The 24,873-nt window shown below is 60.9% G+C and carries 26 protein-coding genes; 1 reads left to right on the top strand and 25 read right to left on the bottom strand.

Translation table 11 applies throughout. From position 1 onward, the window contains the following. Positions 1–27: 27 nt before the first annotated feature. From FFS45_RS08805 to FFS45_RS08710, 20 genes are all read right to left on the bottom strand, one after another. On the bottom strand, positions 28–915 hold the full coding sequence (locus tag FFS45_RS08805) for a type IV secretory system conjugative DNA transfer family protein (protein WP_137954242.1): 888 nt from the start codon (positions 913–915) through the stop codon (positions 28–30). 268 nt (positions 916–1,183) lie between these two features. Continuing rightward, entirely contained in the window at positions 1,184–2,290 is a 1,107-nt protein-coding gene (locus tag FFS45_RS08800) for a lipase family protein (protein WP_137954241.1), read from the bottom strand. A gap of 27 nt (positions 2,291–2,317) precedes the next feature. After that, on the bottom strand, positions 2,318–3,469 hold the full coding sequence (locus tag FFS45_RS08795; protein ID WP_137954240.1) for a WD40 repeat domain-containing protein: 1,152 nt from the start codon (positions 3,467–3,469) through the stop codon (positions 2,318–2,320). An 85-nt stretch (positions 3,470–3,554) separates the two neighbouring features. Further along, positions 3,555–4,100: a hypothetical protein gene (locus tag FFS45_RS08790; protein WP_137954239.1), complete on the bottom strand. Its 546-nt coding sequence runs from the start codon at positions 4,098–4,100 to the stop codon at positions 3,555–3,557. A 64-nt stretch (positions 4,101–4,164) separates the two neighbouring features. Continuing rightward, positions 4,165–4,809 (bottom strand): hypothetical protein, encoded by a 645-nt coding sequence (locus FFS45_RS08785; RefSeq protein ID WP_212745711.1) that lies wholly within the window; start codon positions 4,807–4,809, stop codon positions 4,165–4,167. 200 nt (positions 4,810–5,009) lie between these two features. Continuing rightward, positions 5,010–6,221 (bottom strand): conjugal transfer protein TraW, encoded by a 1,212-nt coding sequence (gene traW / locus FFS45_RS08780; protein WP_137954237.1) that lies wholly within the window; start codon positions 6,219–6,221, stop codon positions 5,010–5,012. After that, positions 6,218–6,715, bottom strand: coding sequence for a hypothetical protein (locus tag FFS45_RS08775; protein ID WP_137954236.1), 498 nt, complete (start codon positions 6,713–6,715; stop codon positions 6,218–6,220). Before FFS45_RS08775 ends, traW begins: the two co-directional genes overlap by 4 nt. Before the next feature lie 218 nt (positions 6,716–6,933). Continuing rightward, positions 6,934–7,158, bottom strand: coding sequence for a hypothetical protein (locus FFS45_RS08770; protein ID WP_137954235.1), 225 nt, complete (start codon positions 7,156–7,158; stop codon positions 6,934–6,936). 261 nt (positions 7,159–7,419) lie between these two features. Further along, the gene (locus FFS45_RS08765) at positions 7,420–7,887 is read right to left on the bottom strand and encodes a hypothetical protein (protein ID WP_137954234.1); all 468 of its coding nucleotides are present in this window, start codon (positions 7,885–7,887) and stop codon (positions 7,420–7,422) included. Between the two features lie 42 nt (positions 7,888–7,929). After that, entirely contained in the window at positions 7,930–8,193 is a 264-nt protein-coding gene (locus FFS45_RS08760) for a hypothetical protein (RefSeq protein WP_137954233.1), read from the bottom strand. Then, the gene (locus FFS45_RS08755) at positions 8,190–8,927 is read right to left on the bottom strand and encodes a polymer-forming cytoskeletal protein (RefSeq protein ID WP_137954232.1); all 738 of its coding nucleotides are present in this window, start codon (positions 8,925–8,927) and stop codon (positions 8,190–8,192) included. Before FFS45_RS08755 ends, FFS45_RS08760 begins: the two co-directional genes overlap by 4 nt. A gap of 7 nt (positions 8,928–8,934) precedes the next feature. Then, positions 8,935–9,645: a hypothetical protein gene (locus FFS45_RS08750; RefSeq protein WP_137954231.1), complete on the bottom strand. Its 711-nt coding sequence runs from the start codon at positions 9,643–9,645 to the stop codon at positions 8,935–8,937. Positions 9,646–9,840: 195 nt separating this feature from the next. Continuing rightward, positions 9,841–10,449 carry a hypothetical protein gene (locus FFS45_RS08745; RefSeq protein WP_137954230.1) on the bottom strand — a complete coding sequence of 203 codons (609 nt, stop codon included), beginning with the start codon at positions 10,447–10,449 and terminating at the stop codon, positions 9,841–9,843. 14 nt (positions 10,450–10,463) lie between these two features. Beyond that, entirely contained in the window at positions 10,464–10,982 is a 519-nt protein-coding gene (locus FFS45_RS08740; RefSeq protein ID WP_137954229.1) for a hypothetical protein, read from the bottom strand. A gap of 395 nt (positions 10,983–11,377) precedes the next feature. After that, positions 11,378–11,917 (bottom strand): DUF882 domain-containing protein, encoded by a 540-nt coding sequence (locus tag FFS45_RS08735; RefSeq protein ID WP_171029605.1) that lies wholly within the window; start codon positions 11,915–11,917, stop codon positions 11,378–11,380. Then, positions 11,917–14,466: a hypothetical protein gene (locus FFS45_RS08730; RefSeq protein ID WP_137954227.1), complete on the bottom strand. Its 2,550-nt coding sequence runs from the start codon at positions 14,464–14,466 to the stop codon at positions 11,917–11,919. Before FFS45_RS08730 ends, FFS45_RS08735 begins: the two co-directional genes overlap by 1 nt. A gap of 45 nt (positions 14,467–14,511) precedes the next feature. Further along, positions 14,512–15,636 carry a thioredoxin fold domain-containing protein gene (locus FFS45_RS08725; protein ID WP_137954226.1) on the bottom strand — a complete coding sequence of 375 codons (1,125 nt, stop codon included), beginning with the start codon at positions 15,634–15,636 and terminating at the stop codon, positions 14,512–14,514. A 33-nt stretch (positions 15,637–15,669) separates the two neighbouring features. Further along, positions 15,670–16,731, bottom strand: a complete 1,062-nt coding sequence (locus FFS45_RS08720) for a hypothetical protein (protein ID WP_137954225.1) — start codon at positions 16,729–16,731, stop codon at positions 15,670–15,672. After that, on the bottom strand, positions 16,716–17,141 hold the full coding sequence (locus FFS45_RS08715) for a lytic transglycosylase domain-containing protein (protein WP_137954224.1): 426 nt from the start codon (positions 17,139–17,141) through the stop codon (positions 16,716–16,718). Before FFS45_RS08715 ends, FFS45_RS08720 begins: the two co-directional genes overlap by 16 nt. A gap of 1 nt (position 17,142) precedes the next feature. Further along, a complete protein-coding gene (locus FFS45_RS08710; RefSeq protein ID WP_137954223.1) occupies positions 17,143–17,520 on the bottom strand; it encodes a hypothetical protein in 378 nt (125 codons plus the stop codon). A gap of 134 nt (positions 17,521–17,654) precedes the next feature. Between FFS45_RS08710 and FFS45_RS08705 the strand changes: the two genes are divergently transcribed. Continuing rightward, a complete protein-coding gene (locus tag FFS45_RS08705) occupies positions 17,655–17,948 on the top strand; it encodes a hypothetical protein (protein WP_137954222.1) in 294 nt (97 codons plus the stop codon). A gap of 61 nt (positions 17,949–18,009) precedes the next feature. Here the strand turns inward: FFS45_RS08705 and FFS45_RS08700 are convergent, their stop codons facing one another. From FFS45_RS08700 to aldA, 5 genes are all read right to left on the bottom strand, one after another. After that, entirely contained in the window at positions 18,010–18,786 is a 777-nt protein-coding gene (locus FFS45_RS08700; protein WP_137954221.1) for an IclR family transcriptional regulator, read from the bottom strand. Between the two features lie 116 nt (positions 18,787–18,902). Beyond that, positions 18,903–20,516 carry a GMC family oxidoreductase N-terminal domain-containing protein gene (locus FFS45_RS08695; protein WP_137954220.1) on the bottom strand — a complete coding sequence of 538 codons (1,614 nt, stop codon included), beginning with the start codon at positions 20,514–20,516 and terminating at the stop codon, positions 18,903–18,905. 9 nt (positions 20,517–20,525) lie between these two features. Continuing rightward, a complete protein-coding gene (locus FFS45_RS08690; protein ID WP_137954219.1) occupies positions 20,526–21,776 on the bottom strand; it encodes a mandelate racemase/muconate lactonizing enzyme family protein in 1,251 nt (416 codons plus the stop codon). Positions 21,777–21,828: 52 nt separating this feature from the next. Then, positions 21,829–23,133: an MFS transporter gene (locus FFS45_RS08685; RefSeq protein WP_137954218.1), complete on the bottom strand. Its 1,305-nt coding sequence runs from the start codon at positions 23,131–23,133 to the stop codon at positions 21,829–21,831. 213 nt (positions 23,134–23,346) lie between these two features. Beyond that, complete coding sequence (gene aldA / locus FFS45_RS08680) at positions 23,347–24,870, bottom strand: aldehyde dehydrogenase (RefSeq protein WP_137954217.1); 1,524 nt, start codon at positions 24,868–24,870, stop codon at positions 23,347–23,349. Positions 24,871–24,873: the final 3 nt, after the last annotated feature.

Below are 24,873 nucleotides of genomic sequence, written 5' to 3'. Positions count from 1 at the left end.
CCCGCGTGATGTGTGGCGAATTGCGCGTCATGGCGAACCCCCTTGTGACGGGGGCTGCGGCTGCAAGGCAGGCGGCGTGGACGGACTGGCATCGGCTGGGGCAACGCTCGCCTGCCACCGGTTCGGGTCGGTCACGAAGCCGCCGTGATCGGTCACGCGATACAGCGTGTCGCCAACATTGATATGCGAGCGGTCGCCGGAGACGACTTGCGGAGCGACAGCAATCGACGGCTCGGACACCATGCCCTTGTTGAGCAGCTCCGAATAGCGCAGCATCCCGGTGTAGTCGCGATTCAGGCGGTTGAAATTGGTCTGCAGAATCTGATCCGCGAGCGCTTCGCCCTGCGCATAACCGAGCATGACCTGTTCTTTCCAGTATTCGCGCTCGGCCGCTGTCTTGGGCAGAACCGCGGAGAAAGGTACCTGGTCCGTCTGTGCCTTGATGCGCAGCCCCACAAAGAGATAGTCGCGCCAGGAGGGCGCAACGGTAATGAAGCGGGACGGGACAACGATCCGATACATCGAGTCGGCGGTGCGGATCTGGTCCGAGGTTGCTTCTACCGCGTCACGTGCTTCGGTAATCACGGGCGGCAGCATCCCGTTGCGGGTCACGAGCGCCCCGAAGCGGTACATCGTGTCGAGCCGGGTGCCGCGCGCCTCGAGTTCGGCAAGCAACTTCGCGGACCGGTCGGCGAGGCCCTTATGACTGCCCAATGGAAGTGCCGCCTCCTGCAACTCGTTCGCGCGGATGGGCGTGATCGCCGCGGCAGCCGGGACCGTATCGACCGACAGGTTGGCAATGTCGTTCACCGACATGTCGGAGGTGTCTGTCGCATCCGCGAGCGCGAGCGGGCATGCGACCGTGGCCCAGGCCGCTGCGCAGGCAAGCAGGATGGTGGCCGGCTCAAATTTCACGGTAACGAATTTTCACGCGGTTAATCTTCATGACGACGCCCACCCGTGCGCCGGGCCGGGTTCCGATGTCTTCCCGAATCTCCACGAAATCCGTTCCCGCAAGCCCGCATACGAAAGCCGCAATAGCAACGCGCGTGAGTCGCATGTATTGGTCTACCTGTTTATGTATCTGAGGTCCGTCGAATCGCTTCAAATTCCGTATAAAGAGTAGCATACGGAATGTACGGACCGCAACAGATTATTTCGTATCAGGTAAACGATACGTACTTTACATGGCGAGCTTTGGCTGCGGCTGCGTGCGCTGGCGGTAACCGTTCTCCTCCAGCCACTCGTCAACGCGAGCCGTGGTGTTGCCCGCGCTGTCTTTTACGAGCGCTGGGTCGATATTGCCGTGCTCGTCGATACCGAGGATGTTGTACGCCGTGGTGGCGCCGTGAGCCCGCGTGTAGCCACCCGCAGCTTCGGCGACCGCCCTGTATTCGGACTGGCTCACCTGAAACAGATCCTGCACTTGCTGTGACGGCATGCCGTTGAGTTGCGGTAACGGTATGTTTACCATCGCCGTATCGCTCGTGCCGTAGAGAATGAGCGGGCTCTTATGGGCCTCCGCTGCGTTGGCCACCCCACGCAGAACCATGCCCCCTCCGATGAATGCACCCAGGACGGGCGCTGTAAACGCCAGCGCTGTGCCGCCGGCAATCAGTCCGGCCGTCGACAACATCGACGGTCCGAGCGGCAACGGTACCTCTTTTGTTCCCGCCAGATCGTGACCGCCCGAGAGGTGGACGACATCCCCTTGAGCCGAGAAGTTATAGCTGGTGTAACGGCTGCCATCACCCTTGTTCCACAGGGTTGAGATACCCGGGGCATCCAGCGAGACGTTGGTGATGTGGACGTCGGTTGGAACAAGGGGCTTGCCGTGTGAATCAGTGGCGGTGCTCAACATGGACGCCTGCATTTGCGCCTCCGCGCCGCCAAGGGAGTGACCGGTGGTGTATACCGCACTAAAAGGGACATTCGCCTGATCCAGCTTTGCCTTTGCCGCGGTCAATCCTGCGCGGGCAAATCTTTCCGCCACATTCTGCGTGTTCGCTACCGCGTCGACGGCCACCCCAGCGTCCGTGACCACGTTCTTCAAGTTGGCTGTACCACGGTCGGCGATAATGACCTCCCCGGTCTGGAAGTTGATATTGACCTGAGCTGAAAACCCAAGCTGATCCATGGCGGCTCCCAACTTCGGATCGAACCGAGCTATGTCGCTCATCGATAGCGGAGTCCATTGAGGACCTAACTTTGGATCATTCTTATCGCCGTAAGTCGCTACAGCGGCTGTAAAGATATCTTTCAGCGTCGCCGAAGGTGTGGTTTGCGTCATCGCTACACTCCCGAATGTTCGAGTTGGTTATCGGAGGTTGAAGAGAAGAACCGAACTTTTATTGGCCAGCGCCAGATATTGACCGTCCGGGCTCACGGCAAGCCCCTCTCCGTCGCCCATTGCCCCGCTAAATTGCAGCAGGGGTTTTCCCGAGGCAATATCCACGATGCTGTTCTCGATCGGCTTGCGTCCCGGGTCAGCGAACGTTGAACCTTTCAGATAAAGAAATTTCCCGTCAGGACTAAACCCCATTCCGGACCCACCCGGTGCAATGTCGGTTGCATTGAACGAGTGGTAATGGCGAACGCTGAGCGTAGCGCCGTTTATGATCTGACCGGAGGCCAGGAAAATCTCATTCGTTGCGAAGTTCGTTTGACCCTCCGTACCGACTGGAAACGCATAGGTGTACGGTGATTTAGGGTCGTTAGTCGGTTCCTGAGGAAACCACACGGCCTTGGTCTTTTCCTTACCGGAAGGATCCACAAGCCTGATCGCGGTGTCGTACCAGTGAATGAGATGTCCATCGAGCGTTTTGCCTTCGCCAGTTTCACTGGTAGGCATGGCGCTAACCAGTATTCTGTCGTCCGTCGTCCACGAAGCGGTTGTGACCCGAAGGCCGTCGGCATGAATGATCTGCAACGCCCATGTCTTCGTGTCGTATACGTAGATGTCGGATGGATCACCAAGTGTGCCGACGAGGGTCAGCAGCTTGCTGCCGTCCTTGTTCAGCCGCGCGGAAAATCCCACTGCGGGCCGCTCCGGCAGAGTGTCGCCCGTCATCGCATCCCACTGCATCTTGGGGCCAAACGAGAGGGTTTTTCCGTCTGAACTCCACAGCAAGTGGTCCTCTTCGGTCGTCGAATAGTCATACTGACAATGAATGCGGGACTGCTCCCTGTCACGCTGCATGTCCCACACCACGATGATGGTCGGCGAAGAATGACCCGAACCCACGATTCCCAGATAGCGACCGTTCGGGCTAAAGCTTATTTTCATGATCTCTATCGACTCCGACAGCAAACCACCGAGCTTGATCGTCCTCTGCAACTTCGGCGTCGTCACCGAAGCGCTCGCGACATTGCTCACCACACTGTTGCCTGACTGTGCATCCGCATCCGTAGTCATACCTGCTACTCCCATAAAAATCACCGAGGCCACCGCAGCTTTGCGTAATTTCATTGAATTCCTCAAGGTCGATCCAGAAACGAGCCGCACCTTCCGTGGAGTCAAACGCCGCACGAGGGGTTACGGCCGCAACGTATGATTAGCCGGCTCCCGCACGCTTTGACTCGGCTTTACTAGAAACACAAAAGAAGTCACCCGTATTCGAAAAACATACAGGCAAGTCCATCCACGTAGCCACCGCACGAACTTCCGCGCCCCACGCACGTTCCGCGCAGATACCCTCCAGGTAAAACTCGATCCACGAATCCCCCGGCATGTTTGCTCCTGAGTTCGCCGTATAGCTTTGTTCGCCCCACTGCTCCCAGGCCAGACGGTCCACCTCGGCCAGCCATTCCTTGTACGTCAATGCATGCTCGATAGGCTGGACGCCGACGATCAGGCAATCGGTCAACCCATCCGGCTCTGCACCGTCGCGAAAGCTGAGCGAATCACCAACGGCAAACTCCCGGGTCGCCAGCGAGTGCTGTTCCCAGCGCAATCGTTCGACGAGACCGCTGTAGACGATCACCCCATCGATCACATAAAGCGTGGTGACACTCTGCCCGTGGTGTTCGAGATCGAGCCTGTACACCACCTCTTCCTGTCGTCCCGGCCGGACGCTTGCACCCGCCTGCTTTTCGCTCATGGCATCTTCCGCTGCTTTGATATGGCTCGGATTCAGGTCGATCCGTCTGATCTCGCCACTACCGCTACGCCGTATGTTCTGCGGTGATATCGCCCGCGCTGGTTCGACTTCCGGCAAGAGCCAGCACCCGTTGTTCGAGAGCAAGCAAGGCCGACAAATGAAAATGTTCAGTCTTCGGATCCCCGAAGTAAAGGCTGCCGCGCGAGGGATGTCCCGTCTCGAGATACAGTTGCCCGAAGTGACTGGTGGTGGGGTCGTCCATCCGCACGAAATGCGATCCGCCCCACATCATGAAGTCACGCCGAAAGCGATAGGATTGAGGGCGCCACTTCAGCAACCGGAAGATCTCCGGCGCGCTTTGCGCCGAAACCGTAATTTCGCCCCGCGCATCGTCACGCTCAAGACTTCGGATTCCTACCCATTCGTTTCGGATCGATAGCATGTAGTACTCACCCCAGACCGGCACATGTGTCCGGTATGCATACTCGTACTCATCCCGCATTTCCGTCAGCCGGCGATCAAACGCCGGATCGGCGTCAGTCGGCGCAAGCAAGGGCGCGCTCATTTCCATGCCTTCCTCGGCGCGGGCAATTCCCGCTCGACGGGCAAGGCGCAAGGCGTCCGAGAGCAGCCGAAACGGGCCATCGGCAAAGTGGTATGTCGCAACCGCGACGCGAGCGCTCAACAGCAGCGAACCGCTGCTCGACATTGAGAGAGTCCCTGCAAAAAAAGCCGAATGAACAAACGGTCGAGGAACCGCACGTCCATTCGGCACAAAGAGAGCCATCTGGACCGACGACCAGGCGCCGGGGCACTACATCCAGACGCCACCCTGATACGGATCGATCACCACAATCACTTACGTATGATGTATACGATACGATATTAAGAAAACGAAATCAAGCGCCGTTATCTTGCGTTGGTTGCATGTACGCGCTGAAGTTGCGCCTCGAGCACCGGACGCTCGTTGGTCCGCTCCAGCACCGCGAGAAGCTGCCCCAGCAGCACTTCGATATGCTGCGACCGCTGAAAATTCTGGTAATCGATATCGGCCATGAATGCCGTCGTGTAGAGCTGCTCCCGCGCGATCTTGGTCGGGTCGGCAACCGCACCCATTTCGATCTGCCAGTACGGATTACGCCAGCGGCGCCCGGCCTCGAAATCCTCGAGCTCGGCGAGGCTCATCGTGCCTGTGCTTTTGGCAACGGGCGACGCGTTCGCGTTGAAATACTGCTCCGCCGAGTCCGACGAGGAGTTGATGTCGCTGATCAACTGTGCACTGCCTGGAAACGGTGCACGCGCGGCAATCAGGTTGTTGAGTGTGTTCTCCGCTGAGGACACGTTCGCCTGATAGGCCTTTTGCATTGCGATGTAGAGCTTGCCGACTTCCGTATTGGCCTCGGCCTTCGAGACGTACTGCGGAGGTTCCGGATCCACCGACATCCGCTCATAGGCGCGGGCGGCTTCGATTTCCTGCGGCGTAAAGGTCAAGTCGGCATCCTTGCCGGGCATGCCGGCACCGTCGTAAAGCGAGTCCGCATTCGCGTCGCCGTCCGGCATGCTCGACGTCGAGCAACCCGGATAACCCAGCGCAACTTCGTTTGCGTTGCAATACGCCGCCTCGTGGATGGAGGTGGACGCACGGCGCGAAGCCTCGATAGATGGCGCGAAGCTGCTCAATGCCTTCGACAGCGGTGCGCTGGACACGGTGGCGTTACCGCCGGGACGGTAGTTCGTCGCCGTCATGTTCACGCTATGAACGGCCTGCATCGCGTAATTGCTTCCCGATGTCGCGCACGGGTCGATCGGCAATTCGGTTTGCTGCAGGGTCGCGTCCATTTCACTCTGCTGCTGAACCTGAGCCGCCATATCCCGTTGCGTATTTGCTGCCATCACGCTACTGCCCGACTCCTTGGCGCCGATAGCGCCGATATCGTCGTCGATTTCGGTTAGCATAAGCTGCAACATCGATCCAATCGATGTGAGTTCCGCAGACAGTTGCTGAGCGCCCTCTTGCACGGCTGCGACCACACAACCGTCGCAAACCGCGTATGCATTACTGCTGCTCGATAGTGTCAACGCCGCGACCAGCACGACAAGCGATGGAGCGATCTTCTTCATTGGAAGAGCCTCGACAAGCTGTTCGTAATGGCCGACATCACGCCGCCGCTCGACGAGGATGTGTTCGCCTGGGTCGCGCCGGAAAGCATGCCCGAGCTCCCGCTGGAGCTGACCACGCTCGATATGATGCTGTTGATCTGCTGTTGTGCCTGCGCCTGTGCCGCAGCCATCCCCGACTGCGCGGTCGAGCGAGCCTTGTTGACCAGGGACTGACAGACCGACTGTTCAATGTTGGTAAGCGCTGTTATAGCGATCGAGCTGGGCCCCATTCCCTGGGTCGGAATCATCTGAAAGCCCTGAAGACAGGCTGTCTGCAACTGGCTCAACAACGCAAGCGTCTGCAAATTGGCATTGATGTTGGCAAGACGCCGCGCCTGTTCTGCCGCCTGTGCGCTGGCCATCTGCGTCTGCATGGTGCAGGTTGCCAGGACGGGCTGGGCCATCGCCGAAGCAAGCACCGTCGCCAGCACAATCTTCTTCAGGTTCCGCATCATCGTGTTATCCCCAGTAGGTAACGATCAGTCATCGGCCGTCCGGCTGCATTCGCGAACGCTGGCGATTTCATCGTTAATATCGTATCAATATAACGATACGAAATAAAAACCGTACTATTCAACGGGAGGCTGACGGCCTCGCGTGAGCCCGGCCCGGCCAGGCGCCGGCGGCACAACCGCATCCGGGCTGCCGGCTCACGCGCCCAGCCCCGCTGCCGCTACCCTTTGAACGTCGGGCGAAACGTTTGCGAAGCCTTGTTGGCTTCGGCTTCCTGCAAGATCGGTTCGAGCTTGTCAGAGGCCCTGGATAGCCACTGTTGCGCGTTCGCCATATTCTCCCGGCTCGGCAACACGCCGATGTTCATATAGCCCAGCAGACGGGCGACATGAGTGCCGGATTTTTGCAGGTCACGCACTGCGTCGATATTGTCGTCCAATGCCATGTGTCAACCTCTATATGTGATGCGCGTCAAACAGATCTATCCACTATCCGGTTCGACAACAGACACCGCTTCATCAAGCTTGCGCCTGCCTGGTGAGGCAGCTCAGCGGCCATCGTTCGCGAACCCAGATACCTGAGTTGGACCCCATCCCCGAAACTTACGTATAATTATATTGATACGCATCAGTATCCGATTATATCGCTTTCCCGCTCGTTGTCCAGCCGCTGCGGACCTCACATAAACCCGGACAGTCGAGGCCGGTCAATGTGTTGTGCATCGCTCGCCCCTGTTTCCGCGCAGGCGTATGAAGGCCAGTGCGCCAAGACCGGCGAGCGCGCCGATGATCAGCTCGGCATAACGCCCGATGCCGAACAGCATCCAGCGTAGTTTGTCGCCGCCCGTCATTTCCAGAAACGGTCGAGCCGCCAGCCGCTCGCGCTCCAACGTCAACCGTCGCGTGGCAACGCCCGGCGCCGGTCGCGAGGCATACGCCTCGATAGCTACAACACGCTCCCGCAGTCTGCGCACGTCGCTGCTGCTCAGACTCGAACCATCCGCGAGACGAGAGGCAACGACCCGCTGCGCCGCTTCATTCGAAGCCGCCAACGCCTGCATGCCACGGATCTCCGCGGCAGACGCCGGCAAACGGTCGCGTAGCCACATCACAGTGGTCAGCACGATCAGCGCAACAAGAAAAACCTCGCCGCAACCCATCTTCGGAATCTTCATTCCCGTTCGCCTAGGACAAGTGGACGCGACTGGCCGCGAGGTTCATCGACGCACTCTTGCCGCGCGGGCCATCCAGGCACCCGCGGCAATCGCGACGACGCCGAGCGCCCACACCGAGGCGACCAGGCTCTGCATAACGCGATACACCACCGCATCGTCGGCCATGCCGTCGTAATACGCTTCGACCTGCTCACAGATAAACAGGAAATGCGGGAAATGAACCTGAGATGCCGATGCGCAAAGCACGCTCCATGCCGCGAGCATGGCAAGCACCGGGCGGGATAAGAGCGTGCGGTCAGGCTTCACGCGACACGCTCCTGATCCGCGACCGAAACGGCGCGCAAACCGGGCTGCTCGACGCGGATGCCGCCATCGCTCACGCCGACAACATTGGGCACGATGCGCGTCAAGGTTCCGTTGATTGTTCCGCCCTCTTTCATCGCGAGTGTCGTGTACTCGACGTTGCCATTGACGTGGCCGGTTTCGAGCACCACGACCCGGTCGGCGAATACATCGCCCTCGACCGTTCCGCCGATCACCGCCGTGTGGGCCCGCAGCGTGCCGTGAATGCCGCCGGTCGATGTCAGGACCACCTGGTGATCGCCGACCTGTGTCACGTTGCCGCGCACGACGCATTGCAGAACGATGCTCTCCTCGATCTCGAGATCGCCGTTCAGTTGGGCGGCCGCGGGAATGACCGTGCTGATGTCGGTTTCGCCGCCCCGCGCCGGAAGTCCATCCGCGATTTGCAGCGCTGGTTTCGGGGTTGGCGCTGGCTTGGGCGAGGGGGCGGCTGCCGATACACCCTGCTGCGCGTAAGAAGCCTGTTCCTGCCGTTGCTGCAATGCCTGCTGCTGCGCTCGGGCCGCATTCTGCGCGTGCTGCGCGGGGGGCGCAGGCTGCGCGCGGCGCGGCTGTGCAGATGCATCGGGCGCCGGAGCCGGAGCATCGTTGACACTCTGCATCCGCACGGCTGGTGCAGCGCGTCGCGCGAGGCCAACGCCAAGCGCTACGCGCACGAGGAAACCTGGTTCGTTCATATCATCCTCAGTTCGAGACGTTGATGATGCGCCGGTTGGTCACAATCGATCGGCTGACCGGGTCGACCGCAACAATCGTCTCGCCCGGCTGGTAGATCTGGCCCACCGTCAGCTTCTGATTGCCGATTTCCACCACACCGTTGCCGAAACCCGTCACGTTTAGCGCCTGCGCAGACACCGTTTCAACGGGCAGCGACGCCACATCGATATCCGCCGTCGTCTTCGTGGCGTCGAGGGTCGCGTGAAGCGCTTTGGCGCTGGAGATGGCATCCGCGCTGCCGGCACGCACGAGGCGCGCCGGTGGCGGAGTCTTCTGGATGGCATCGATCTTGCCGTCAAGCGCCTGCAGGCCCGCTTGCAGGCTGGCGATCTGTTGCCGCGTCGCTTCGGTCAGTGCCCGCCACGCAGCAATCTGGATCTCATGATCCCGGCGCTCTTTAAGGAGCACCTGCGTGAGCTGCGCCACCGACGGCGTGCTTGCGCCCGCCGGGGCTGCCTGGGGCGCATTCCCCGGTTGCTGCGCCGTCTGTTCGTGCAGCACCGGCTGCGGCAAGCGCGCAGGCGTAGCGGGCCCATAGTGCTGATATGCAGCCCATGCACCAATGCTGGCCCCCGCTATCGCCAGAATCAGCACCAGTCTTCCTGACGCGGTCAGCTCAACACGGCGTTCTTCGGTTTCGCCACCGGCCGGCCGCGCCGCGTGCAATGCGTTTTCCATTCGCTCCCCCGCTTCTCCTGCACCTGTAAAATTGCGTATCAGATACATGATACGTATTAAAAAATAGATTCGCAATCTTTTGCGGAGGCGGCTTTGTATTTGATCGCATGCGATCAAATACAAAGCCCCGCACATCCATAGGATGCCGGGGCTACGAACACAACAAACCTGGGAGCAAATCCGAACTCGAGCCAGTTAGACGATGACTTCGATATCCGGGTGAAAACGGGCCGCTGCCCGCTCGATCATAGGGTACCCCACTCGAAACGACGTGGCTGTGAGCGGCTTGTCGTGGTAGGCGGTGATGGCTGGATAGGTCACGAGATGAATGTGATCGAATTCATCGAGTTCCAGCAAACGCGGCAGCAGATCTGGGCGGCGCGCCACGAAGTCCGACGGCCGGCTCCACTCATAGCGGGTCTTCGCCCGTGTGCCCTCGTCGTCGATCACCCATTGCTGCCAGTGGTCGGCGATGAGCGCAATCAGTTCCTTGGAGGCGCGAAACAGATTGAGCACATCGTGCTCCTTCACCAGCTCGGGCGGCAGCATTTTTGGATACAACGGCAGCTCAAACCCGACCAGAAGATCGATCACGATCATCTCCAGCCGATGAGCGTCCGCGTATTGCCGGGCGTACATCATGCTTTCCATCCGTTGATGTCCGGACAGACCTGTGACGAAGCCCTGCATTCGCCGCGACAGAGGCAACGTGATATCCGAGACATTCAACTGTGCAGGAATGTTACCCGGCTTGTAGAAGAGAACAACGCTGACGTCGATTCCCGGTCGCTTTGCTTTTATCATTCGCGCTCCCCAACCTAATCGTCCTTTCGCCAAGATCCCCGCGCGAGAGGATCGCGTATGCCCTGCCGCTCAGCAACGTCTCGGGCGATACCTTCCAGGGTCTGCCTTTTTTTCTTTCCGGATTCCGTCGGCAGCCGGTCGGTCGCCTCGATGAGCCGTTCGACCGGCTTGCTGATGCCCCCCTGTCCACTGTCCCAGCGGTACGACGCGGCTTTCTCGCGACCATGGGTCGTGGCGAACAGCGCCTTGTCCGTTGGGTTGTCTGGATCATAGCCGAGATCGATCATATGCTGCCGGATGTTGATGATGCGACGGATCGGAATGGTTGCGGGATTGCGCTCGTAAAAGTCCAGCAGGATGCAGACGGTATTGTCGGCCAGAACAGCCGACGGAGTCTTCTGCAACGCGGTCCACTTGGCGCGCTGCAATCCGAAAATCTCGCATGCCGAACTGATGGACAGACCGTACTTCACCCGGAATTTCTCCAGGTCGAGCGCCAATATGGGCCCTTTGCCACTTTGCTTTTGCGTCATAGTTTCGGCGCTGCTTGAACGGCCGTCCCGCTTTTGAGGGAGTGGCCCGGATTACCCCTGCAGATTTCCACCGCGAGCGCGGGCTGGTTGCCGGGCACGGTAGCGAGTGCAGCCGCCTGCTCGACCGCGGCGGCCCGTGTTTCGTTTAGAGGAGATGCTGCTGTGACTGCGCCAACCTGAATTTTTGCTGGTCCTGCTACACTGCAATCCATACGGTGCTCCGATGTGGATTATGTATCAGCTTGATTATACGCATCAATCGCGGAATTTGAATACTATCTCTGACCCAATCAATCTTTCCATTCATCTGAATATTAGAACGGCCACAAATAATCGCAAACTGCCGCAAACGATTGCATGGACCGCGCTCCTGCGAGGCAGCCCGCTCTGGCGAGCTACGGCGAGCGCCACGCCACGACGCGGCCACGCACATCCGTGTGAATAAAGTCGCGCGTATAGAACCCAACCCCGCCTTGCTGCGACAGATACGCAAGGCGTCCCATGTACTCACTGGGAATGGATGGCGTACTGAGATCGCCCGCGCGAAACACCATGCGCTGATCGGGAAGGTGATAGGAGGCGAGCGCCCCCTCATAAAATTCATTGGTCGATGCGGTACGCAAGCCGGAATGAATGTCAAATCTGGCATGGTGTCCGTATGCGGCGAGCCATGCCTGCATCCACGACCATTGCTGGAGCAGCCGCCAGTCGGGCGTTCCTGTGACGCCCGCACGCACGTCGCGCATCATCCATGCAATCGCCCGGAATCCCTCGTCCGTCGAATAGTCGATGTTGGCTTCGTCCGCCCCGCGCCGCACCCACAGCAGCGTCGGAACCGCGTTCGCGGCCTCGGCATTGGCCTTCGTCGGCGCGACCAGCGGAGCCAGCGAGACGGCTGTCGCGAACGCTTTGCAAAATTCTCTACGGCCGATCATTATCTCGCCCCGTCTGGTGAACGCCGAACCGCTTCTTCGATGCGGCGCAGAAGGTCTTCCAGCTCGCCTGCCGATATCGCGGCAGGTGCGCCGGCCCATTTCAATTGCGCGGAAATCTTCGCTTCCATTTCCTTCACCGAAGCCGCCGGATTCTCGCGGCCGAGGCTCGCCTCGATCCTCGCGAGCGCTTCAGCCGTCTTTTCGGTGAAGGCTATCACCGTCCCTCCCGTGCCTGCCTCATCGGTTCTTTCGCACAATGGCGGATCGTGATAGACAGGATTGCGGCGCATCGGCACACGCTCCTCCAGTGAAATTTCGGCCGGCACCGGCGATGCAGGTGGCGTCGGCCCCGACGCTTGCGCCACAGGCACCTCGCGCTCATGAGGGACCTTCATCGCAGCCACCCCCACGGATGCCGTGGACGCATCCGCGTCAACCGGCTCCCAGTACCTGCCCGCCTCATCAGCCTGATGCCTGCGCATCGCCTCGACGGCCGCGGTGTAATAAGCGATCCCGCGATTGATCGCCGTTTCGTCCGGGTTGAGCGTTTCGATGCTGCGATAGGTATCGCGCACCGCGTCCAGCACAGGATCGACAGTCTCGACATACGCCGGGACATGACCCAGGCGGATCTTCTTCGCGATGCGGTCAATCGTGGCGAGCCGTTTGTCGGTCTGCTGGTCCGTCTGTCTGAGCGGCTTGACCTTGCCGGACAGATCCGCGCGTGTGGGCCGCTCAACCTGCAGGAAACGATTCAGGCGAAACGGCAGCCGGGTCTTCTCCATCGAATGGAACCACGTGAAGCTGCGCGCCCGCGTCACCTGATCCTTGAAGATGAGCACCCCCTCCATCTCCTTGAGCGCTTTCAATTCCTGCAGTTCGATGCGGTCACGCCGCTGAATCGAACCGGTCAGATTGCGCCGGTAGTTGGCCGAGGTAAAGTGGTTGACGGAACCCTCGAAGGAGCCCACCTCAACGGAGATCGACTCGCCCGCGACTTTCTTGAACACGTCCAGGGTCTTGTCGGGATCTTCGAGCGCCAATGAGTATTTGATCTTCGTGTTGGCGATCATCGAGTCCACCTCTTCCTTGTTGTCTCCCTTCGCCATCGCGGCAATGTCCTGCCCTGCCGCTATCATCATGAAGCCCAGGCTGCGCGCCTGGGCGAACATCAGCGCAATCCCTTCCGCGAAGTAGTAGCCGAGCTCGTCCATCGTGATGATGTACGGCGCGGGCGATTTCGTCGCCTTGGTGTCGATGATGTCGGCGTAGGTCCCTTCCAGCTTGTGACCGAGGTTCATGGCCATCATCAGCCGGATGCTGGAGACGATCAGCTTGCCGAGGTTGGCCGCCTCCTGCGACGACTTCTCCAGCGTCGGGATCATCACGACCAGGACGCGCCGGTTCAGCAGCACGTCCATCATGTCCACCTCGGAAAGCTTTTCCTTGAAGATATAGCCGTAGGTATCCATCAGCATGGACAGCGTGCGCGCATACTGCCCCGTCAGATAGCCGTGCTGATCCCAGACCGTCTGGTCCCATTTGTCCGGCTGGTGGGCGTGCTCCGGCCTGAAGCCCGGCAGGCCCGTTTCCAGGTACGCCTTGATCGGCAGAAACGCAAATTCGGGAATCTCGCCCTTCTTGCCCTTCAGATACAGCTTGACCAGATTCGGCAGCGCCAGATGTTCGCGGATCACGCCGATCGATAGCGTGATGTTGCCCGCTGCGCGTTCGTAGCACAGCGTACGAATCAGCGCATCCATCATGTTGACGGCCTTTTGCTGCCATTGCGCACCGTCGCCACTCGCCTTCGGCAGCAGGGCCGACGACAGTTGCGACAGAAAGTCCGGTCCGCCCTCGTACCACGGATTGGTGCCGTTCGAGGTCTTTTCGGTGGTTTTTCTCTTCTTATAGGGGTCTGCGCCGCCCGTCATGAAGTTGAGAACAAGATAGTCATCCTCACGACCGACGCGCCGGCACAACGCCCACACAGACGCATGCAAGCTGGAATCCGCCTTGCCGTCCGAATAGAAAAAGCCGGAGCCCCATGAAAGCGCGTTGAAGCACAAGGACAGCAAGGTCACCGTTTTACCCGACCCGGTGGTCCCCATCAGCAGCATGTGCGTGCGGGCGTCGTCGTTGGTCGCCCATAGTTCTCGCAGGTGCTCGGCACGATCCGCGGAGCGCTGGTTGCCGAGATAGACAATCCCGTCCGCCGGCTTGCGCTCGATGATTTCGCCCTTCCCGCCGGGGCTGGGCTTCTCGACGTCAAGCGATGGATCGATCCCGCCAAGGTCTTTCGGATAACGCATGGGCATCTCGTGGCGCTGCCACGAGAACCAGAAATGCGCGAGCAGGATAAGGAGCGTAATCGGCAGCCACATGAAGGCCAGCACGCACGCCGCAATCCCCATGCCGACCTGAAACTTCGCGTAGTGGCCCGGCTGCCTCAGCCAGGCACTGAACCGCTCCGAGATAGTCCGGGGGTCAAGCGTGATGCGCTGCTGGTCGATCTCCTGCCATCGCGAGGTGCCATATTTTTGTGCCATACACCGCTCGGTTTCTTCTCAACGGTAGGACTGTCCGCGCCCGCCCTATTGCGCGGCCGACTGAACGCGGATGGTGTTCGCGCTCGCGCCTGCCGCGAACACATATCCGGTTCCGCTGACGACGCGCGGTGTGGAATTGAATCCGAGCGAGTCGAACGCCTGCATGTTCGCCTTGATGCCGCCGTACGCCCGTGCACACTCGTTGCCCGTTACCGGCTCGCCGGGTTTCACGTGCGTCATCGTGTCGGCCCATTTCTGCTTGCGGTCCGTCCCGCACAGGATTTGTGCCGCCACCTTTGCCGAGCCGTCCTGATAGGCGACCGGCAGCACGTAAACGGAGAAGTCTTTGGCGAGGTCGTTGATGTGCGGCTCGAACTGCTTGCAGGCCGGGCAGTTGGGATCCGAGTACACATACAGCGTTCGCTTCGGTGGCTGATTGTCGAGCCCGAAATGAATCGACGTCATCGTGCGGGCGACATCCGGCGCCGGGTCCGGCGCATGTCCGGCCACCACAGGCATGGAGGCCGGTGCATCCGGCGGCAGCGCATCCGCCGCCGGCTGAACCGGGAACGCGGACGCCACGGAGCTTGCCGCCGACGCCAGAGCGGCACTCGGGTCCGGCACTGCCGCCGCCGGCGATCCGGGCGGCAGGCCCGGTTGCGAACCGGGATTGGCCTGCGACGCGCGCACCAGCGCGTTGAGCGCATCGAGCGATCCGTTGTGCGAGTCGAGATAACGCACGGCCGCCATCGTCAGCATGAGCGTCAGAAACGGCGCTCCGGCATAGCGCAGGATCATGCGCCATACATGCCTGCGGCGCTGGCCGACAACATGCCGGCGCACGGCCGAATGAACCAGCGACAAGCCCTGGCGCGCATCTGCCTCGGTCGCAAAACGTTCGATCAGGGCGATCTTCTCCTGCCCGTCCACCTCGCTGATAAACACGAGGCCATGATTCGCGGTCCCACCATTGCCTTCCTCCCCTTGCTGAGCGGCTCCGGAGGAAATGGAAAACGCGCCGGTTGCGGCTGCATGCCCGCTGGCAAAACGGGTTCGCGTCGCCGCGCTCAGATAGCCCGTTTTCATGAAGGCCGTAAAAACCGTACCGTCCGGCTCGACCAGAACAAGGTCGCGTGACTGTGGCCTGGTCCGTTCAAACTTCAGTTTCATAGGGATTCCTCATCGAAAAATCGGCCATGTCGATTACAGCACCCCGGTTTCTTCGAGGTAGCGTTGCAGTGCCTTGACGGCGTCGTCAACGTGCGGCGCGGTCAGAACGCAGTCGTTATCCCACGCGACATCTTCGGCCTGCATCTGGTTGAATACGCCGGCCGACTCCATGAAGGGCACCTTCCGGCCCGCCGTATTCAGCGGATACCAGAGTGCCCGATCGAGCGGCTTGAGCCAGATGAAATTCGAAGACGGCAGCACACCCAGTTGGCGGGACTCGATCAGAAGCGCCATTAGCAAGGTCCGCGGATAGGGATGCTTGCGCAGCCAGTCTCGCGCCGGTTTCGCCTGGGCGCAGCGCTCGAACGCCTCGCGCGCAAGTGCAAGATCCGGCCGCGACTGGGCATTGGACGCGCTGTAGTTCAGGGCGTCCACCAGCGCCTTCGAAGCCTCCAGGTCCTTGAAGAAGACCCGCAGGCCGAAGATCGCGAACAAGGCCCTCTCAGTGTCGCTTAACTGCGTGAACGCATTGACCGGCTTGCCCAGCTGGCGCACAAGCAGCTCACGCGTGCGCTCAAGCTCCAGCCGTTCGTTGACGATCAGCCCATGTTGAGCAACCCACTCCTCCGGGTGCATCGAGGACGCCCATTCCGGCGCGCTATCGTTGGACAGATCCCGGCGCAAAACCGGTGCAACGGCAGAAAAGCTACGGCTCTGGACCTCGAGCAACGACTGGATGGTATGGACACGGGTGGCTCGAACAACCGGATGGCGTGCGGCTCGCCATGCAAAAGCGATGCTCAGCGTGACTGGAATGACGAGATAGAACGCGCCGACCTCCCATCCAAGCACCAGCAATTCCTTGAACGTGATGACGCCCGCGTACCGCGCATAGATCCCGATACGTCCGCGAAGCGCGTCAGCCGCACCCGACAGGTGCGCGACCGGCAGGACTTCCCATGCTTTCCAGACCAGCAGGAGACGCGCAATGGCTTCATGCTTCTGATGCCAGAGGAGCATGGCCGCGCACACCACGACGACCACCCCCAGCGCGACGATCGGAGCCGAGCTGCGGTTATTTACCTGATCCGGCATCCGAACCTCTCGGCCTGTTGAGCCACCCGCAGAACGTAGCGATCGTGCTCGCCCGGCGTGCGGCTATGGTAGTTGCCGACCCCAGCCCAGAAGCTACCGGTAGCGTTGATTTCGTAGCGAATGATGTATGCCGAGCCGTTCACTGCCAGACATGCGTTATTGGCAAAGTCAGACGCCGTGATGCCAAACTTTCTCTGGAAATAGTTCATCCAGACGGTATTGATTTGCGTAATGCCGTAGTCTTTCGTGCCATTGCCGTTCGAGCGCACCAGACCGGGCCTCAGGTCGCCGCTGGATTCGACCTCGTGCACCGCATGCAGGATGCACGAGGGAACCTGGTACTTCGCCTCGGCTTCGACCACGCAGGACTGAAAGGTCTGCTCCGGCATCGGAAATGGCAGGTAGGGCATGCTATTGCCTGGGCTCCATCTGGCCAATTCGCGCGATAACGCTTTCGATTTTCTGTTCGCTGAACAGCATCGCGTAGTCCCCGCCCTTGCGAATCAGCTTCAGTCTCCGGTTCGCCTCGGGCAGCGTTTCAATGTGATGCGGCCACTTCAGCTCCACCTCCACCGCAACCGGAATCGCTTCGCTAAACGGCATCATGCGGAAGAACGTGTTCAGCTCGGGGTCGCAGGCTTCCATCTGATCCCGATTCATGGCTCGAACCAGTTCAGCCATGCGCGCCGCCACTCCCCTCACCATGAGGCGAACGTCGGGCGACGCGGATGCATAGTTGTGCGCGGCGTCTATCTGGCGGGCGACCAGTTGACCGACGGTGGACGTCATCAGGTCGATCAGCTCACTCCGCGCTTGTCCAAGGCCAGGTGCCATATGTGTTACGATAAGGTGTGTTGTTTCGTATGATATGGTTGATACGAAATTAAGTCAACTTTCCGATTTCAAGGCAAAAAGGGGATTTCATGGACGCGCCTATCAAGCCGAAACTCAAGCCGCACTCGCCTCACCCGACACCGGAGCAGAAGGAAAACGTGCTCAAGCCGGTCGCCGAACTGGTGATTTCCGAGCTGGAAACCGGGGAAGCGCCTGGTCTCGATTACCTTGCATCCGCCGATGGGCTGGGACTGCTGGTCGAAGTGGCCAAGTTCGCCGGGGAACTGGTCGAAACGCGGCAAGCGCCGGCCCGCCACGTCGTGTCCGAACCGGTCGACCCGCGCCGCTGTGTCGATCCGCGCAAGAAAATCTTGCCGCGCTGAGCCGTGACGCGCGGTTCCGACGCCCCCACCTCACGCGACGGGGGCTGCGTACCCGCAACCGCTATCCCAGCCGTGACGCCAATTGCCACGTCGCCTGAATCAGCGGAGTCACGTACGGACGCACATCCTGCTGCGCAGCGAAAGAGACACTCATCGCGGCGAGCGGTTCGCCGCGGCGGTTAAGCACCGGCGCGGCGAGATGACAAACACCTGGAGCCACGTCCGAGCGAATCAACGCATAGCCGACGCGCCTGATTTCCGCCAGCTCGTGCAGCCATTCGTCCGCGCCGGGCAGATTGGGCGAGGTCTGCGTGACGCGGGTCGAAATGAACTCGCTCCAGTAGTGCTTCTGCACGCTCGCGGGAAGCATGCTCATGAGCGCCTTGCCCGCCGCGCACTGATGAAGCACATCGGACAGGCCCACGTAGGCACCGAACGTTTCGGCGAACGGCCATGAAACCTGCGCGACCACGAGCACGTGGGGACCGGCCTGCACGCTCAGGTTCACGGTCTGGTGCAGTTCATTTTTCAGCACGTCTGCGATCGGATGGAACAGCGGCACGATCGGCTGCTGGAGGTACGCCGCGGACGCCATCTGAAAGAGCCTCGCACCCGCGCAATATGCCTTTTTGCGCCGCAGGTCACGCACCACCATCCCTCTCTGTAGCAGCGTTCCGATAATGCGGTGGCAGCTTGTCACGGGAAGGTTCACGCGTTCGGCGATTTCGGAAAGCGTCAGTGGCCAGGTGGACTGGACCAGCGTTTCCAGAATATCCAGGGCCCCGTCTACAGCCGGGGCCTTCGATTTCTCTACGGGTAAGGGGTCGGGCGCGTTCATCGACGGGTATTCTATCGGCTTTGGCCGGTCCAGCCGCTGGAGTTGGCGGGTGTTAGCGGGTGTTAGCCCACGGTCACTGTCTTCAACCCTGCAAAAGCGGGCTTGCGCAGGACGAATCAGGCGGCGGCACTCTCCAGAATCAGGCTCGCCGCCCTTTCCGCAATCATCATCGTAGGGGCATTGATGTTGCCCGAGGTGATGTTCGGGAACACCGAGGCGTCCACCACGCGCAGATTCGCCATGCCGTGCACCTGCAACCGGCTGTTCACGACCGTGCGCTGCATGTCGCTGCCCATCGCGCACGAACCGCACAGGTGGTAGATCGACCCGCTCTGCTCCCGGAAGAACTGCAGCATGCTGTTGTCGTCGGATACGGTTTCTGCCGGGCGTACTTCCTCGGCCGTCACCCGTTTGAGGCACGACGTCCCTGCCAGATCGCGCACGAGCCTGCTGCCTGCAATTGCCTCGGCCCGGTCGTGCTCGGTCGACAGGTAGTTGGGATCGATGCGCGGCGCCGCGTGAATATCGGTGCTGGTGAGCCGGATCGTGCCGCGGCTTGTCGGCCGGCACGGCGCGAAAAAGATCGTGTAACCGGAGTACGGCTCGACGCGCGGCATGCCGCCCGATTCCGGCAGGACATACGAAAGCGGATTGAAGTACAACTGCACGTTGGGCACGGTCTCCTCCCCGCTCGTGCGCAGGAAGCCGCCGGCCTTGACCGTCGTCGCCAATATGCCCTTGCGCCTGAACAGGTACTGGAGCATGGCGCGAGCCTGTTTGGGCAGGCTTCGTACCTCGTCGTTCAAGGTCGGGCAGTTCGCCCGGTAGTAGTACGAGGCGCACAGATGATCCTGCAGGTTCTCTCCAACCGCCGGCATAGGGTGAACGACGGGAATCTGGTGCAGCGTCAGAAGCGCCGCGTTGCCGACGCCCGAACACTGCAGCAGTTTGGGCGTTTCCACGGCGCCGGCGGACAGAATGACTTCGCGGCGCGCAGTGAAGTGCTGCCTATGGCCCTTGATCAGCACATTGACGCCGGTAGCCTTTCGGTTCCGGTCGAACAGGACGCGCTCCACCAGTGCATCCGTCTGCACCACGACATTCGCACGCTTCATGGCGGGGTGCAGGTAGGCCGTGCACGACGAATCCCGTTGTCCGTTGCGGGTGTTGATATCGTAGACACCGTAGCCCTCGAGCCGCGCACCGTTGAAATCGTCATTCGAGCGGTAGCCCAGCGTGGCGCATGCCTCGAAAAACGCCTCGCAGATCGGATGCACCGGATCACGCGTGATGTTGATCTTGCCGCTGCTGCTATGCCATTCGGTATCGCCCGCATGGTGCGATTCCAGCCGCTTGAACCACGGCAGCACGTCGTCCCAGCCCCAGCCGGGATTGCCCTGCGCGGCCCAGTCGTCGAAATCCTGCCGCTGGCCGCGCACATAGATCATTGCGTTGATCGAGCCTGAGCCGCCCAGCACCTTGCCGCGCGGCGTATAGACGCGCTGGCCCGCCAGTTCCCGCTGCGGCGAGGTCTGATAGCGCCAGTTGTACTTCGCGTCGTAGAACAGCTTCGCGAACCCGAGCGGCATGCGCAGCCACAGGGATCTGTCCGCGCTGCCGGCCTCGAGCAGCAGCACCCGGAATCGCCCCGATTCACTGAGGCGGTCAGCGAGGATGCAGCCGGCCGAGCCGGCTCCGACGATGATGTAGTCAAAGGTGTTTGCCTCCATCCCTGGTGCCTATTCCTTGTCGACGGCGTAGCGCGCCTTCCAGCTATCGGACGGTCCTGCCTTCACGTCAAACGGTTGCGTCGAGACCGTCAGGTGCAGACGCCGGCTCGTGTACGGCATATGAGCCCTGACGACATCCATATCGAGTTCGACGCCAAGGCCTGGCTCGGTCGGCGGGATGATGTAGCCGTCTTCCCACACGATGGGCTTCTTCAGGATCTCGGCGTGGAAGCCTTCCCAGCGCATGATGCTCTCCTGGATCAGGAAATTGGGTGACGCCACGCCGAGCTGGATGCTCGCGGCGGCGCCGATCGGACCGTTGTAGAGATGCGGCGCAATCTGCGCATAGTGCACCTCCGCAAGGCTGGCAATCTTCTTTGCTTCGAGAATCCCGCCCACGCGACCGAGGTTCATCTGCAGGATCGACGCGGCATTGTTGCGCAGCACGTCGAAAAACTCGTATTTGGTGGTGAGGCGCTCGCCGGTGGCCACGGGGATGCTGGTCTTCTGCGCGACTCGCCCCATCGCCTCGGCTTGCCCCGGGGGAACCGGCTCTTCGAACCACAGCGGGTCGTAGGGCTCGATGTAGCGTGCCAGCCGCACGGCGGCCGATGGCGTCATCTGGCCGTGCGTGCCGAAGATCAGATCACACTGGGTGCCGACCGCCTGGCGCAGACGCCGGCAGAACTTCGCCGACAGCTCCAGCAGGTCGAGGCTGAGCTGATGCCCGCAGTACGCGGTGTAGGGCCCGGCCGGATCGAACTTGATCGCGGTAAAGCCCTGTTGCGCGTATTCCACGGCGCAGCGCACGGAAAGCTCGACGTCCTCGTAGTCGTGGCTGTATTCGCCGTCGGCCGTCTTCGGATACAGATAAGTGTAGGAGCGCAGGCGCTCGTTCACCTTGCCGCCGATCAGCTCGTAGACCGGCTTGTTTGCCGCCTTGCCGATAATGTCCCAGCACGCCATTTCGAGGCCGCTTACGATCCCCATCATGCTCAGGTCGGGACGCTGTGTGAAGCCGCTGGAATAGGCTTCGCGGAAAAAGCGCTCAATGTGGTGCGGATCGTGGTTTTCGAGGTAGCGCTGATAGACGTCGGCGATGGCCGCTTCCATGACGCTCGGGTGGAAGCTCGCCGCGTAGACTTCGCCCACCCCTTCGATGCCGCACGCAGTCTTCAGCTTCACGAAGATCCAGTAACGGCCACCGATATACGGCGGCGGCACGGCAACGACATAGGTTTCAAGCGAGGTAATTTTCATGGGTTGGCCTTGAGGCTTGTGACAGTTGAACCGTATTGCGGAGCAGCGGAAATCAGCGGCCCGGGAAGCGGTAATGCTGTGTGCGCTTCCTGAAGACATACACGAGGCCGCTGCCGACGAGGCAGCACACGCCGATGTACACGAAGTAGAGCTGGGTGCCGAGCACACCCGGGAAACGGTGCGAGATCGCCGAGCTGATCATCGGCAGGAACACGTCCGGAGAGAGGCCGATCATCGAAATGATTCCGATCGCGAGGCCCGTTACCCGTGCAGGGACATGGCAGCGGTCGATGATGGCCCAGTACAGGCCGTGCACCGAATACGTCATCAGCCCGAGCACGACGATGCAGCAAGCCAGCAGCCACGTAGGCACCGACGCGGGTACGAGCACGAACAGCATCCAGGCAATCGCCGCGGCAAGCATGCCGCCGCCCAGCACATTGACGTTGGAGAAGCGGTCGCCGAGGAAGCCTCCGCCGATAGCGCCGATCGGGCGCATCCACAGCTTGATGACGGTCAGCTCGCCGGCGAGTACCGCCGAAGCCGAGAAGTGTTCCTGGATATAGCTGGAAAAGGAAAACGTGGCCCACAGCAACTGGTAGCCCGCAAGCACGATGAAACTGATGAGCCAGATCTCCGGAATGCGGACCAGCATGAAGAAATCGCCGAAGGCGGAGGAAGCGCCCTGCCCTGCGCCGCCGGAGCCACGCGTGCGGTTCCGGTCGCTCGGCAGGATCAACCCGGCCAGCACACCGATCCCAAGGCAGGTGTACGCGTACATGTGGATCACCGGACGCAGCGATACCTGCGGAGCCTGGCTCGCATAGTGAGCGAAGATGGCTATCGCGATCGAGGCGAGCACCGCTTCCGTGAGACCGCGGCCGCCGTCGAGGATGCCGAAGAAGCGGCCCTGCTCGCGTTCGGTGCCCAGCAGCTTGACGGCCCGCAGGATGGCCGACCAGAATGTCAGCCCGCCGGCGATCCCCCAGCCGAGAAAGATCCAGCGCAGCATCGAGGGTTCAGGATAGGTGGCGAACCAGAGGCCAAGCAGGCCCACGACGCCCAGGGAGAACACGACGAGCCAGCGTGAGCTCACGCGGTCGGCCAGCCAGCCGCTGGGGATATAGGTGATCACATAGACGATGCCCAGCACCGAGTAAAGCTCGCCGAGCTGGTCGGCAGTAATGTGGAACGCTTGCAGCAGCGTGTTTTCAAAATTCTGGCGCAGGTAGAGCAGCGGATACAGGGCCCCGGCTGCGAGCGTCAGCACGGCCAGCTGAAAATAGCGGACTAACGGGGAGCCACTGGCAGAAGTTTCTGCCAGAGTCTGCTCAGGGGATTCGATTGTTACGGTCATGGCGTCTCCTTTATTGAATAACTTGTGACCAGCCTGTTAGGCCGGTGCTGCATGACAACTTCGAAAAATTTTCACCCTGGCGGGTAATCCGCCTTGTTTTTATAAGTAATCCTTATAATATTTCGTGCCTTTTCAAACCAGAACCGCGCTATCTGGACGTACCTTGCAGAGGTACGTCCCGCCCAGTCTTTCAATCCAGCTTCACGATACGGCTCAGTGCGGCACCACGACGAGGCGCGTCTGCGTGAACGCCAGCATGCCGTGCTGGCCGTCGTCGCCGCCGATGCCCGAGCGCTTCCAGCCGCTGTGGTGCCCCTGATACGGATCGTCCGGGATACGGTTCACGTAGCATTCGCCCGCCTCGATCTCGTTGGCCACACGCATGATCGTGCGGTGGTTCTCGCTATAGATCATCGAGGCAAGCCCGAACTGGTGATCGTTCGCCATGTCCAGCGCTTCATCGAGCGTCTGATACGTGACCACGCCCAGTACCGGCCCGAACGTTTCTTCCTGGATGATCTCCATCTCCTGGCGGCATCCGGTGAGCAGCGTCGGCGGATAGAAGAAGCCCTTGCCCTGCGGAATCACGCCGCCGCATTCGAGCACCGCGCCGTCGTCGATCGCCCGCTCCACCATCTGGTGAATGTGCAGGCGTGCGTTGTTGTGGATCAGCGGTCCCATCCAGTCGTGACTCTTGCTGCGATCGCCCCACTGACGCTCGCGCATGCGGTTGCGCAACAGGGCGATGAGTTTCGGTGCGACTTCCTCATGCACATAGACGCGTTCAACCGCGGTGCAGAGCTGGCCGCAGTTTGAGGTCTTGGAGCGCACGATATCGGCCGCTGCCTGTTCAAGACTGGCGTCCGGTTCGATGATGGCGGGCGTCTTGCCGCCCAGTTCGAGCGACACCTTGGCGATATTGACCTGGGAGTATTCGAGCACCTTGCGGCCGGCGCCGACGCTGCCGGTCAACGTGATCATGCCAACGGACGGAGCCGTACAGATCTGCTCCGCCACCACATGGTTCATCGCCATGATGTTGATGACGCCGGCCGGAACGCTCGCGTCCTGCACGGCACGGGCGATTTCCAGCGCCGAGCACGGGGTGTAGCTGCTCGGCCGCACGACGACCGTGTTGCCGGTGATGAGCGCGGGGGCGAGCTTGCGCATCAGCGTATACACGGGCGAATTGAAAGGGATCAGGCACACCACGACGCCAATCGGTTCGCGGAACAACATCAGGTTCTCGCCGACGTTGTCGCTCGGGATGATCTCGCCCGTGATGCGGCGCGCCCACTCCGCGTGATAGCGGGTGACTTCGGCTGCGTACTGGACTTCGGCCCGGGCATGCTGGGGGCTCTTGCCGGATTCGAGTGCAAGCGCCTGAGCGATGTTATCGGTGCGGGCAAGCAGTGCATCGGCCAGGCGGTGCAGCACCTTCGCGCGTTCGACGGCAGGCATGCGCCGCCATTTTTTCTGTGCGGCAGCCGCGCATTGAACGGCCAGATCCGCGTCTTCGGGGCTGGCGCTGTCGACAGCGGCGATGATCTCCCCGGTTGCGGGGTTGCAGACTTCGATGGATGGCGCCCGGTCCGAGTCGTTGAAGTGGTTGTCGGTGAAATTCTGGTAATGGCGCACGTTGACGTCCTTGTTCGTTGAACTGCCCGCAGTCTTGCAGAGCTCGGTGGGACTATATGAGCGTGCTTTGGAGAGGGTCAACAGATTCCCATGCGCCATAAA

The organism is Burkholderia sp. 4M9327F10 (assembly GCF_005503145.1).
Lineage (GTDB): Bacteria > Pseudomonadota > Gammaproteobacteria > Burkholderiales > Burkholderiaceae > Paraburkholderia.
The sequence above is the reverse complement of the archived record's forward strand: the minus strand, read 5'-3'. Positions and strand labels throughout refer to the sequence as shown.

Excerpts from the sequence above, each read along its gene's own strand:
- FFS45_RS08800 (WP_137954241.1), bottom strand. The coding sequence starts at position 2,290 with ATGACGCAAACCACACCTTCGGCGACGCTGAAAGATATCTTTACAGCC.
- FFS45_RS08795 (WP_137954240.1), bottom strand. The coding sequence starts at position 3,469 with ATGAAATTACGCAAAGCTGCGGTGGCCTCGGTGATTTTTATGGGAGTA.
- FFS45_RS08790 (WP_137954239.1), bottom strand. The coding sequence starts at position 4,100 with ATGAGCGAAAAGCAGGCGGGTGCAAGCGTCCGGCCGGGACGACAGGAA.
- FFS45_RS08785 (WP_212745711.1), bottom strand. The coding sequence starts at position 4,809 with ATGTCGAGCAGCGGTTCGCTGCTGTTGAGCGCTCGCGTCGCGGTTGCG.
- traW (WP_137954237.1), bottom strand. The coding sequence starts at position 6,221 with ATGAAGAAGATCGCTCCATCGCTTGTCGTGCTGGTCGCGGCGTTGACA.
- FFS45_RS08775 (WP_137954236.1), bottom strand. The coding sequence starts at position 6,715 with ATGATGCGGAACCTGAAGAAGATTGTGCTGGCGACGGTGCTTGCTTCG.
- FFS45_RS08770 (WP_137954235.1), bottom strand. The coding sequence starts at position 7,158 with ATGGCATTGGACGACAATATCGACGCAGTGCGTGACCTGCAAAAATCC.
- FFS45_RS08765 (WP_137954234.1), bottom strand. The coding sequence starts at position 7,887 with ATGAAGATTCCGAAGATGGGTTGCGGCGAGGTTTTTCTTGTTGCGCTG.
- FFS45_RS08755 (WP_137954232.1), bottom strand. The coding sequence starts at position 8,927 with ATGAACGAACCAGGTTTCCTCGTGCGCGTAGCGCTTGGCGTTGGCCTC.
- FFS45_RS08750 (WP_137954231.1), bottom strand. The coding sequence starts at position 9,645 with ATGGAAAACGCATTGCACGCGGCGCGGCCGGCCGGTGGCGAAACCGAA.
- FFS45_RS08745 (WP_137954230.1), bottom strand. The coding sequence starts at position 10,449 with ATGATAAAAGCAAAGCGACCGGGAATCGACGTCAGCGTTGTTCTCTTC.
- FFS45_RS08740 (WP_137954229.1), bottom strand. The coding sequence starts at position 10,982 with ATGACGCAAAAGCAAAGTGGCAAAGGGCCCATATTGGCGCTCGACCTG.
- FFS45_RS08735 (WP_171029605.1), bottom strand. The coding sequence starts at position 11,917 with ATGATCGGCCGTAGAGAATTTTGCAAAGCGTTCGCGACAGCCGTCTCG.
- FFS45_RS08730 (WP_137954227.1), bottom strand. The coding sequence starts at position 14,466 with ATGGCACAAAAATATGGCACCTCGCGATGGCAGGAGATCGACCAGCAG.
- FFS45_RS08725 (WP_137954226.1), bottom strand. The coding sequence starts at position 15,636 with ATGAAACTGAAGTTTGAACGGACCAGGCCACAGTCACGCGACCTTGTT.
- FFS45_RS08720 (WP_137954225.1), bottom strand. The coding sequence starts at position 16,731 with ATGCCGGATCAGGTAAATAACCGCAGCTCGGCTCCGATCGTCGCGCTG.
- FFS45_RS08715 (WP_137954224.1), bottom strand. The coding sequence starts at position 17,141 with ATGCCCTACCTGCCATTTCCGATGCCGGAGCAGACCTTTCAGTCCTGC.
- FFS45_RS08710 (WP_137954223.1), bottom strand. The coding sequence starts at position 17,520 with ATGACGTCCACCGTCGGTCAACTGGTCGCCCGCCAGATAGACGCCGCG.
- FFS45_RS08705 (WP_137954222.1), top strand. The coding sequence starts at position 17,655 with ATGGACGCGCCTATCAAGCCGAAACTCAAGCCGCACTCGCCTCACCCG.
- FFS45_RS08700 (WP_137954221.1), bottom strand. The coding sequence starts at position 18,786 with ATGAACGCGCCCGACCCCTTACCCGTAGAGAAATCGAAGGCCCCGGCT.
- FFS45_RS08695 (WP_137954220.1), bottom strand. The coding sequence starts at position 20,516 with ATGGAGGCAAACACCTTTGACTACATCATCGTCGGAGCCGGCTCGGCC.
- FFS45_RS08690 (WP_137954219.1), bottom strand. The coding sequence starts at position 21,776 with ATGAAAATTACCTCGCTTGAAACCTATGTCGTTGCCGTGCCGCCGCCG.
- FFS45_RS08685 (WP_137954218.1), bottom strand. The coding sequence starts at position 23,133 with ATGACCGTAACAATCGAATCCCCTGAGCAGACTCTGGCAGAAACTTCT.
- aldA (WP_137954217.1), bottom strand. The coding sequence starts at position 24,870 with ATGGCGCATGGGAATCTGTTGACCCTCTCCAAAGCACGCTCATATAGT.